The 9047-nt window shown below is 39.9% G+C and carries 6 protein-coding genes and 1 pseudogene; 3 read left to right on the top strand and 4 right to left on the bottom strand.

Annotated features, from left to right (window positions below; translation table 11 throughout):
- Window positions 1-389: 389 nt before the first annotated feature.
- Window positions 390-1046 carry an ankyrin repeat domain-containing protein gene (locus B4N75_RS08105; RefSeq protein ID WP_296668741.1) on the top strand — a complete coding sequence of 219 codons (657 nt, stop codon included), beginning with the start codon at window positions 390-392 and terminating at the stop codon, window positions 1044-1046.
- 63 nt (window positions 1047-1109) lie between these two features.
- On the opposite strand, the gene B4N75_RS08100 is transcribed toward B4N75_RS08105, so the two are convergent.
- Window positions 1110-2024 carry a right-handed parallel beta-helix repeat-containing protein gene (locus B4N75_RS08100; RefSeq protein ID WP_296668742.1) on the bottom strand — a complete coding sequence of 305 codons (915 nt, stop codon included), beginning with the start codon at window positions 2022-2024 and terminating at the stop codon, window positions 1110-1112.
- A 435-nt stretch (window positions 2025-2459) separates the two neighbouring features.
- Here B4N75_RS08100 and B4N75_RS08095 point away from each other — a divergent pair, with 435 nt between their 5' ends.
- Window positions 2460-4514, top strand: a complete 2055-nt coding sequence (locus tag B4N75_RS08095; protein ID WP_296707101.1) for a tRNA uridine-5-carboxymethylaminomethyl modification enzyme MnmG/GidA — start codon at window positions 2460-2462, stop codon at window positions 4512-4514.
- On the opposite strand, the gene B4N75_RS08090 is transcribed toward B4N75_RS08095, so the two are convergent.
- The 3 genes from B4N75_RS08090 to pepF form a co-directional block, all read right to left on the bottom strand.
- The gene (locus B4N75_RS08090; RefSeq protein ID WP_296023113.1) at window positions 4511-5440 is read right to left on the bottom strand and encodes a hypothetical protein; all 930 of its coding nucleotides are present in this window, start codon (window positions 5438-5440) and stop codon (window positions 4511-4513) included. The genes B4N75_RS08095 and B4N75_RS08090 overlap by 4 nt on opposite strands.
- Window positions 5437-6459, bottom strand: a complete 1023-nt coding sequence (gene add, locus B4N75_RS08085; protein WP_296668748.1) for an adenosine deaminase — start codon at window positions 6457-6459, stop codon at window positions 5437-5439. Before add ends, B4N75_RS08090 begins: the two co-directional genes overlap by 4 nt.
- A gap of 160 nt (window positions 6460-6619) precedes the next feature.
- Window positions 6620-8413 carry an oligoendopeptidase F gene (gene pepF / locus B4N75_RS08080; RefSeq protein WP_296668749.1) on the bottom strand — a complete coding sequence of 598 codons (1794 nt, stop codon included), beginning with the start codon at window positions 8411-8413 and terminating at the stop codon, window positions 6620-6622.
- A gap of 194 nt (window positions 8414-8607) precedes the next feature.
- Between pepF and B4N75_RS08075 the strand changes: the two are divergent.
- Window positions 8608-9047 (top strand): annotated as a pseudogene (locus tag B4N75_RS08075) (lyase family protein); the annotation flags it as partial.

The raw sequence follows: 9047 nt of genomic DNA, 5'->3' as shown, positions 1-9047 counted from the left end.
GCAATTTTAAGCAAAAAAAACAGGACGGCATTTATCTTAAAAAACGGAATTCAGACAGGCTTTGTGTAGCAAATTACCTAAAAACCGGCTGCTTTGGGTTCGGTAACCCTCATTGGCGCGGAAAAACAGGTTAGTTTGGCAACCAACCCGTTTTTCCGCGTCAACTCCGCCCGCCGCATCCGGCGTAAGCTTCGGCCTCAAATCAAAAAAAACAAAATTTGACAAATAAAACAACTTGTTATAAAGTTTAGAAAAAACAAGGGAGATGAGTTTATAAAAAAAATCTGTTCAAGTGTTTCTATATTATAATTATATGCAAGACAACGGCGCAGATGGCACAAATTTTTACGAAAATTCAAAAAAATTAAATCAAATAGGAGCGGTAAAAGTTGTTAAAAAGTAAATATTTTTGCATTGCGGTTTTTGCCGCTTGTCTGTGGCTGTTTTTTGGCTGTAAAAAAAATGATGTGCAAGACTTTCTTGCTCATTCTCAAAACGAAAATGCTGTTATGCTTGCCGTTCAGTCTGGAAATTGCGGTGTTTTAAAGGAACTTTTGCTGGGCGGGCAAAAACCGGACGCTTTTTCGAGTGGCAGAATAACGCCTTTAATGTGGGCTTGCCGTTGCGGAAATTTAAAACAGGCTAAACTTCTTCTAAAATATGGCGCAGATCTAGATTTGGAAAGCAGCGAAGGAATAACTCCTTTTGAATATGCATGCATTTCTAAAAATCTTTCGCTTGTAAGGTTTTTGCTAAAATTCAATCCGGATATAAATCATTTTAACAAAGGAGATATGACTCCTTTAATGACTGCTTCTGCCCAGAATTTTTCTGCGCTTGCAAAACTTCTTATAAAAAAAGGCGCAGATGTCAATTTGCAGAATTCAAACGGCGACACTGCTCTTATGTTTTCGGTTTATGCAAATTCTTTAAAAACTACAAAGCTTCTTTTAAAAAATGGGGCAGATCCGTTTCTAAAAAATAACGATGGATTATCTGCTTTTGATGTTGATGGCGAAAACTGCGGGAAAAATGAACTCAAATAAAAAAGTCCGCAAATGCTGCAGGAGGAGAGGCATTTGCGGACAGAAAGTCATTTGAAATTCAGATTAGTATTTTGTTCTGCTTGAAATTTGACCTTCTTTGTTGTTCTTTACAGTGCAGTTTGTAATTGTCTGCTTTGCGGTGTTTCCGTTAGCATCAATTCCGTACTTGAGGTTATATGTTGATTTGCATGAAAGAACTCTGTGGCTTACATTTTTGTATTTTGAACCTAGTTTAAATCCGTTTCCATCGCCGTCAGGTGTTGTCTGGAGCGAAGAATTGATATATCCGTTGTAAGAAGCTTCGCAATTGTTGAGAGTTACAGGATATGCCTGGCTGTAAAGATCCCAGCCGTCGTCAGAATTATATTTTGCAACACAGTAATTGAACTTGATGTTTTTTCCGCCCGAAAGTTTTGCTGCAAAACCATCGGCATTTTCGCCTTTCGTCGCTTTGTCGTAGTTGTAGTAAGATTCACATCTTGTAATTGTTACATCGTGAGCCGAGTTGTAAACCTGAAGTCCTGAGTCGCCGTTATAGGTGAATTTGCAGTATTCAGCGCGGTTGTTTCCTCCGAGCTGGAAAACCATTCCGCAGTCTGAAGCTTTTGTAACTGTCAGTTTTCTGATTGTCCAGTAAGAGCCGTTTACTTTTACGCCCCAGCCTGTAAATGCAGAGCAGTTGAGCGTTTTTCCGTTTCCGTCAAGTGTGATCACTTTTCCGGAAGATCCGCTCCTTAAAAGCTGCAGCTGCTTTGTAAGGTTGATGTTCGCGGTCAATTTGATTGTGTCGCCAGGATTTACCTTGTTTGCGGCTGTGTACAAATCAGAAGCTGTTCCTACAGAATAAGTTGTTCCCGATGAAGCTGCACGGCTTGAATCAGAAGAAGATTCTGAGCTTTCGCTTAAATTGGAACAAGACACGAACATTGCTGCAGCCGAAACCAAAGCTGCCGCCATTAAAAATTTGGTTACTTTCATAAATAACACCTCACTTTTTTTAATAAACGTCGCTCACGTAAAATAACTATATATTATAAACTGCGCAATGCTTTGGATTAAACAGACGTCGTTTTTGGATAAAAAGAAGTTTTGAGCATATTTTATAAAAAAACAGAAAAAATATTACGAAGAAATAGCGATAAAAATTGATTTGCAATATACTGTGGTCAGAATTTGTAAAAATTGCTGATATTTTGAATAAAAAAGACGCAAAAAAGCAAAAAAATGCACCAGCCCGGAGGAAGACTGGTGCAAGGAGCAAAGTAGGAAGTTTTTTGTAACATAAAGAGATTGTTTCTTGTCGCTCTATACTTAAAAAAACAGCGTAAAAGGAAAAGGTTACAAAAAAATACTTTTTTTTCAGAATTTTGTTTTGGATTTGATACAGAACTTTGATTTCACTATAATTTTCGTATGTCTTTTTATGATTCATTTGATGTTGCTGTAATTGGCGGTGGACATGCTGGAACAGAAGCTTGTCTGGCCTGTGCCCGAATGGGGCTTAAAACTCTTCTTGTAACTCAGACAATTGATTCGATTGCACGCTTGAGCTGTAATCCTTCGATTGGCGGTGTTGCAAAAGGAAACATTGTCCGGGAAATCGATGCTCTTGGCGGCGAAATGGGTAAACTTATAGACAACTCGATGATTCAGTTTCGTATGTTGAATAAAAGTCGCGGTCCTGCCGTTCAATCGCCCCGTTCTCAGGCAGATAAAATTCTCTATGCGTCTTTGGCCCGGCAGACTATCGAAACAACGCCAAACCTTTCTACTTTGATGGATACGGTCGTTGATATTTTGACAACGGCTTCTTCTTCTCCTTTGCCTCCAGACAGCGACACTGCCGCAGAAAAAGGCTCGATTCCTGGAGAATTTCGCTCCGAATGTTTAACGGAAGCTGCCCGTTCTGGAAAAAGACAAAAAATTACTGCGATTGTTACAGAGCGCGGAAGAATTATTCCTGTTCGTGCTGTTGTTCTTACTACCGGGACTTTTTTGGGTGGACGCATTTTTATTGGCGAATACGATGCTCCTTGCGGAAGAATTGGCGAAGCCGGGGCTTTTGGACTTACTCATTCGCTCAATCGTCTTGGCTTTACAACTGGCCGCCTAAAAACTGGAACACCTCCGAGAATTTTGCGCCATACAGTTGATTTTTCAAAGGCTGAGCTGCAGGAAGGCGATGAAGAAGTAATTCCTTTTAGTTTTGATGATGAAAAAATTGACCGTCCGATGGTTCCGTGTTATTTGGTTTATACAAACGAAAAAACTCACGAAATTATCCGAAAAAATATAAATCGTTCTCCTCTTTATTCTGGAAAAATCAGCGGAATTGGACCTCGATACTGTCCTTCAATAGAAGACAAGGTAATGCGTTTTGAAGAACGCGACAGGCATCAGCTTTTTGTAGAGCCTGAAAGTTTGCAGACGGATGAAATTTATCTTAATGGCTTGAGTTCAAGTTTGCCGGAAGAAGTTCAGGATTCGTTTTTGCGCACAATTCCTGGCTTTGAAAATTGTACAGTAAGCCGTCCTGGATATGCAGTTGAATACGATTATGTTGAGCCGACTCAGCTTTATCCGAGCTTGGAAACAAAACGCGTTGCCGGGCTTTTTGACGCCGGTCAAATAAACGGAACTTCTGGATATGAAGAAGCTGCTGGCCAGGGGCTTGTCGCAGGAATTAACGCCGCTCTTTATGCCAGGGCGCACAAAGAACTTTGCGGACCTCTCTGTTCTCCGTCTTCCGGAATGGGCCAGACTCCGGCAAGCATGGAAAAGGGCGCTTTTCAAAACAAGCCTGGCATGACAGACGAAGAAATTGCGGCTTTTGCAGAAATTTCTGCGAAAGAAACAAAGGCAATAAATTCAGCTTTGCAGAAAGCGCAGAGCGACAGCGGTTATGAAAATTTTGATTCAATTCCTGAATGGGAACCTCTTGTTTTAGGACGAGATGAAGCTTACATCGGCGTTTTGATTGACGATTTGGTTACGCTTGGAACAAAAGAGCCATACCGGATGTTTACCGCTCGCGCCGAGTATCGTCTAAAACTGAGGCATGACACAGCCGACCGCAGGCTTAGCGAAAAAGCCTTTGCTGTTGGCTTAAAAACAGAAAAGCAGATTCAGTCTATGCGCGCAAAATATGCTTTGATTGATGAGGCCGTGGCGCTTTTGTTAAAGAAAAAAGACGCTCAAAATCCAGGTTATGCGCCAGAAATTTGGAAAGTCGCCCAGGAAGATTTTAAATACAAGTATTATATTGAAAAACAGGATGCCCGCGTTGCAAAGATGCACAAAATGGAAAATCGCAAGATTCCGGCAAATTTTGATTACGGAGCAATTCCTGCTTTGAGCGCCGAAAGCCGCGGAAAACTTGAAAAAATCCGTCCGTTGACACTCGGTCAGGCAAGCCGGATTTCCGGGATTAGAAATTCAGATATTATGCTTTTGATGGTTTATCTTTAGCAGATTTTTAAGATAGAAAGCATTTCTTCTTTTGTAAAAAGTCCGGTGTTGCAAAGCTCGCTTGCAAGCTGGCTGATTGATTTATTAAAAAGAAGGATGCTCTGCGTTCCGAGAAAAGTTTCTATTCCCGCTTCTAAAAATGAACGCATTTTTTTTGCCTTTTCTGAAAAATCCATTTTTTTGTCTTTAAAGTGAGTTTCTGGCGTTATAACAGTTTGAATTGATTTTTTTTTGAGAAAAGTTAAAATTTCGCCAAAATTTGCGGCGTTGTCTGCGTTGATTAGAACCTGTGGCTCAAAAAACTCAAAAACCCTAAAAAAATCATTTGCCGAATCGACAGAACTTAAATCCACTCTGATTTTTAAGCCGTTTTTTTTGACAGTTTGAATCAGTTCCTTAAGTTCTGTTGAATTTTCTGTCAAATTGAGGATGTTTTTTCCGTAAAAATAAATTCCCCTAAATAGTTCTTTTGAATTTTCGTTTAATAAAAAGGATTTTGCGAACTGCAAATTTTTTTCTCTAAAATCGGCTGAATCGGTATCAAGCGAAAAAAAAGCGTCTGATTTTGTATGATCGCTGTATTTTTGAATTTTTGTCTTTAACAGCAGGAAGAATTCACAGTTTTTTTTGCAGTTTTGAAAAAGCTTGCTGTCGATTGCTGCGTTTGTTTGAATTATGTTATCGGCAATGTTTTCAGAAATTGATAGAAACAGAAGTTTTTTTATGTCGTCTTCTGTTGCAATTCTCATAGAAGTGTATTCGTGGACTTGGTTGCGCATTTCGATTTTGACAGGCGATCCATCTTCTGGAAAGCCTGGAACATAAAATCCTGCCCAGGTAACAAAAGAAGGATAGCGCATTCCTAAATCAAGGCTTGAATGAAAATCTTTTTTTGGAAGCTTTATAAAATCTGCAACTGACGTCATTTTCTGTTTTTCCAGTTTTTTTCAACTTCGGAAAAGGCTTTTTCTTTTTCTGTTTGGCTTAAGAACGACGCTTTAAAACTGTTTAAAATGACTTGTTTTAGTTCTTCGTGCGAAAAATTCATCTGGCTGTAGGCGTTCCAATATTCGTCCAAAAGTTCAACTCCAAAGAAAAGCGGATCATCGGTGTTGAGAGTTACGAGCATTCCACGGTCAAAAAAAGCGCGGAATGGATGTTCTGAAAGTGATTTTACAAATTTTTTTGTAAAAACGTTGCTTGTCGGGGCAATTTCAAACGGAATTTGCCTTTCTGCGCAAAAATCCATAAGTTTTTCGTCCTGGATTGCAGAAATTCCGTGTCCGATTCTTTGCGCATGGCAGATTTCGAGTGCGTCCCAAATTGACTGCGGCCCCTGGTCTTCTCCTGCGTGTGCAACAGCATGGTAGCCGGCGTTAAGTGCTTTTTCAAAAACAGAGCCGAAATCTCTTGAAGGACCCTTTGATTCTGCGCCTCCAAGTCCGATTCCTATAAAACCTTCAAATGGATTTTCGCTGAACATTTTAAAATTGTTTTCAGCGTTTTCAAGTCCAAAAGTTCGGCTTACGTCTCCAGAGAGCCAGACTGTAATTCCTGTTTCGTCTTTGATTTTTTTTATATTTTTGGCGAAATTTTCTGTCATTTCTTTATACGAAAAACCTTTTTTTATAAAGGCTGAAGGAGCAAAAAAGGCTTCGCAGTGGATTATTCCATTTCGCAAAAGATAATTTTTTAAATCTTCAAAAACAAGATCAAAATCGCTTACTTCCGTAAACAAATCCTGAACTTGCAAAAACGCGGCGATAAAACCGTTCAGATCCGAGTATGAAAATAATTCTTCCAGCGAATTGTCAGAAAATTCAGTTCCGTTCTTTTTTAGATAGAGCTTTTTAATCGATTCTTTGCTTATTACGGCTTCGATGTGAATGTGAATTTCTGCTTTTGGAATGTTTCTGTAGAATGAATAGAATTCTGTTTTTTTCATACTTCTGTTCCTCGCAAATTTTTCTGTCAAAACGCCATTGAACCGTTGTTTTCAATGAACGTTCCGGCAGGCACAGCAAAAAAATTGTTGTACCAATGCCGCTAGATTATCGGCAGAAAAACTGCCGTTCTTTAATAAAATCCAAAGTCCGAGAAAAAAATTAGAGTTTTTTTAAGTCGTCGACAATCTGTGCAAAAGTGTCCAATGCGTCTTGTACAGGCTTTGTCGAAGACATATCAACTCCGGCAATTTTTAAGCTTTCGAGCGGATAACGGCTTCCGCCAGACTTTAAGAATTTAAAATAATCTTCTTTTTCTTTTTCACCGCCATGCGTAACTCTTTTTGCAAGAGCGAGGGCTGCCGAAATTCCGGTCGAATATTTATATACATAGAAAGAATTGTAAAAATGTGGAATTCTCAAACCTTCCATGTCGCTTTCTTCTTCAAAAATCATTTCCGGGCCAAAATATTGAACTAAAAGCTCGCGGTAGATTTTTCGCAAAATTTCGGCGTTAAGAGGAGTTCCGTTTTCGACAAGTTCATGAGCCTTGAGTTCAAATTCTGCAAACATTGTCTGCCTGTGCAGGGTTGCAAGAATGTCGTCGGCGCGCATTGCCAGAAGGTAGGTTTTCATTTCCTTTGTTTTTGCGTTTTTTAAGAGATATTCAAAGACAAGCTCTTCATTAAAAGTTGAGGCAACTTCCGCTTCAAAAATCGTGTAGTCGTAGCACATAAACGGATTGTTTGTCTTTGAAAAATAAGAATGCATTGAGTGTCCGCCTTCGTGGGCCATTGTAAAAACGTCTCGGATTGCATCGTCCTTGTAATTTAACAGAATGTACGGATAGCCGCGGTAAGCTCCAGAACTAAAAGCGCCGGAACGCTTTCCTTTGTTTTCGTAGCGGTCAACCCAGCCATTTAAAAGACCGTTGCACAAAATGTCGGTATATTCTTTTCCGAGCGGAGCGAGTGCGTTGCGGCAAATTTCTACGGATTCTTCATAGCTTGTTTTTGTTTCAATGTCTTTTACGAGCGGAACATAAACGTCGTAATGGCGAAGTTCGTTTAAACCAAGCATTTTTTTTCGGAGCGAATAATAATCGTGCAGGGCTGGCAGATTTTTGTGAACAGTGCCGATCAAATTTTTGTAAACAGCCGGTTCAACTTTGTTTGAATAAAGGCTTGCTTCGAGGCTGGAATTAAAACCTCTTGCGCGGGCATAAAAAATGTCAGAATTTACATTTCCGGCGTAAAGCGAAGCAATAACATTTTGATGTTTTACGAACGATTTATAGAATTTTTTGTATGCGTTTTTTCGGACATTTCTGTCAGGGTTTCTGATTAAAAGTGAAAATGTTGACTGTGTTAGAGGTTCTTCCTTGCCATTTACAGTCACGCTTTCAAAATCCATGTCAACGTTTTCGAGCAAACTGAACGCATTGTCAGGAGTCTGCAAGGCTTCGGCGGCAAGCGAAAGAATTCGTTCTTCTTTTTCGCTTAAAACATAAGGTTTTTCGTGCAGTTCTTTTTGAATAAAAATTTTGTAGTCGGCAAATTCCGGCAGGTTAATCCAGTCGTTGAGTTTTTCGTCAGGAATTGCCATTAGTTCTGGAGAAAAAAATGAAGCTTCTGCGCTGGCTTTTGCATAAGCCATCATCGCTCTGCCTTCCATATCCTGAAAAGAACTGTCGCTTTCGTCGGAAGTGTGGCAGAGGCTTGCGTAGCAGTAAACGGTTTCGAGGGTTTTAAAAAGCTCTTCGTAGGCTTTGAGCGCATCCAGAAGCGATAGGGAAGAATCTTTGAGTTTGCCTTTAAAACTTGCAAATTTTTGTGTAAGAGAAGCAATTTTTGCAAGATCAGCCTCCCACTCCTCGTTAGTTTTATACAAAGTAGAAAGATCCCATTTGTCAGAAGCCGGGATTTCGCTGCGATTAGGAATAAAAGAATTAGACATACAATAGATAATAACACAAATTTTGTAAAAGTAAATGAATTGCGCTTTTCGTGTTTTGCGGTAGGGATTGGAAGGGCGGCGAAGCCGTTGCGGAGCAATGCCAACCCTGCAAAGCCCGACGGCACTTTGTGCCGGACCGCCCGAATTTTTCTTCTTATTGAGAAACTGAGCGTAATTTATTATAATTTTGGCTTATGGAAACTCGTAACATTTTTGAAAATCTTTCTTGTATCGACCACCGCTATTCTATTTCGGAAAAGGCGGTTTTTGACGGACTGTCGCAGTATATTTCTGAACAGGCTTCTATCCGTTCTTGCGCTAAATGCGAAGCGGCTCTTGTAAAGGCTCATTTGAAGGTTCGCGGCCAGCTTACTGACGAACTTGCTAAAAAACTCGACGATGTTGCTTCTGCTATTGACCCGGAAGAAGTTTATGCTGAGGAAGAAAAGACTAAGCACAATATCCGCGCTCTTGTTAACGTTATGAAGACGAAGGTTGATTCTAAAATCGGTCCTCTTATTCATCTTGGAGCAACTTCTGTTGATATTTTGGATACGGCTCTTTCTTGTCGTATGCGCGATGTTACTAAAAATGTTGTGCTTCCTGAACTTAAAAAACTTGAAAATTATCTTTG

Origin of the sequence: Treponema sp. UBA7570, assembly GCA_002477955.1 — a bacterium.
Classification (GTDB): domain Bacteria; phylum Spirochaetota; class Spirochaetia; order Treponematales; family Treponemataceae; genus Treponema_D.
Note: the sequence above shows the minus strand (reverse complement) of the source record. Positions and strands in the feature narration are given on the sequence as shown.

Coding starts and splice junctions, on each gene's coding strand:
- add (WP_296668748.1), bottom strand. CDS start 6,459: ATGAAAAAAACAGAATTCTATTCATTCTACAGAAACATTCCAAAAGCA.
- pepF (WP_296668749.1), bottom strand. CDS start 8,413: ATGTCTAATTCTTTTATTCCTAATCGCAGCGAAATCCCGGCTTCTGAC.
- B4N75_RS08100 (WP_296668742.1), bottom strand. CDS start 2,024: ATGAAAGTAACCAAATTTTTAATGGCGGCAGCTTTGGTTTCGGCTGCA.
- B4N75_RS08090 (WP_296023113.1), bottom strand. CDS start 5,440: ATGACGTCAGTTGCAGATTTTATAAAGCTTCCAAAAAAAGATTTTCAT.
- B4N75_RS08095 (WP_296707101.1), top strand. CDS start 2,460: ATGTCTTTTTATGATTCATTTGATGTTGCTGTAATTGGCGGTGGACAT.